This window comes from Oleiphilus sp. HI0066 (genome assembly GCF_001635725.1).
Genome location: NZ_LWFH01001419.1, coordinates 1 through 1,105 on the forward strand (window position 1 = coordinate 1; position 1,105 = coordinate 1,105).

A 1,105-nucleotide genomic window follows, 5' to 3' on the forward strand; every position below is an offset into this window, starting at 1 on the left:
ATAGCCGTCTTTCCCCCGACCGATGAATCGACCTGAGACAATAAGGTTGTCGGAACTTGAATAAAATCAACTCCACGCTGATAACTCGCGGCTGCAAAACCTGTCATATCTCCGATAACACCGCCACCCAAAGCAATTAACGTTGTGTTACGGGAATGCTTCTTCTCAAGTAATGCATCAAAGATTAGATTTAAGGTATCCCAATTTTTATACTGCTCTCCATCCGGCAAGATCACGCTATCCACATCAAAATCGGTCAGAGCTGCACGAAGCTTATCTTCATATAATGGAGCCACTGTCGTATTACTAACGATCATGACTTTCTTGCTACGTATATGCTTTGTAAAATACGAAGCGTCACTCAATAAGTTCGCGCCAACATAGATAGGGTAACTTCTTTCACCAAGATCAACGTTTAAAATATCTACCGTATCTGACACTTATTCTTCCTCTGCTGCGATGCCGTCACTTTGCTCTAATGCACGCACAATACTTTTAACAATTAAACGCAGCGACTTTTTGTTTGTTTCCACGACAAAATCCGCTACCTCACGATAAATTGGATCACGAAGAGCCATCAAGTCCGTTAAGACTTGCTTAGGGTCCTCTCCTCCTTGCAATAAAGGTCGGTTTTTATCCTTATGGGTTCTCGAAAACTGCTGCTCAACAGAGGTATTGAGGTACACAATAAAACCATTGCGGGTCAAATGATCGCAATTCTCCTGACGCATTACCGCGCCACCACCTGTTGCTAATACCACCTGACTTTCTAGAGCTAAATCTTTAATAACAGCCACTTCCCGATTGCGGAAACCTTCCTCTCCTTCAACATCAAAGATCCAAGGAATATCTGCACCAGATCGCTGCTCAATCTCTTTATCGGAATCAATAAACTCGTAGGAAAGCTCTGTCGCTAACAATTTACCTATTGTTGTCTTTCCCGCCCCCATTGGCCCAACCAATACAACTAAGGGCTTCTTTGTTCTGTATGCCATTGAAAAAACTGCTTAAAAAGTTTGAGTTTAACACCGTTTGATAACAAGGAACGATACATTCAGACAAAAAAAAGCCGAGCTATTTAGCTCGGCTTTTTCAGTGTGCCACG

At 42.5% G+C, this 1,105-nt stretch carries 2 protein-coding genes; both read right to left on the reverse strand.

The features are described from left to right. Nucleotides 1-440: 3-dehydroquinate synthase (locus A3738_RS21550; protein WP_156504401.1), on the reverse strand; the 440-nt coding region annotated here is incomplete at its 3' end. Next, complete coding sequence (aroK, locus tag A3738_RS21555) at nt 441-995, reverse strand: shikimate kinase AroK (protein ID WP_082878442.1); 555 nt, start codon at nt 993-995, stop codon at nt 441-443. Between the last annotated feature and the right edge of the window lie 110 nt (nt 996-1,105).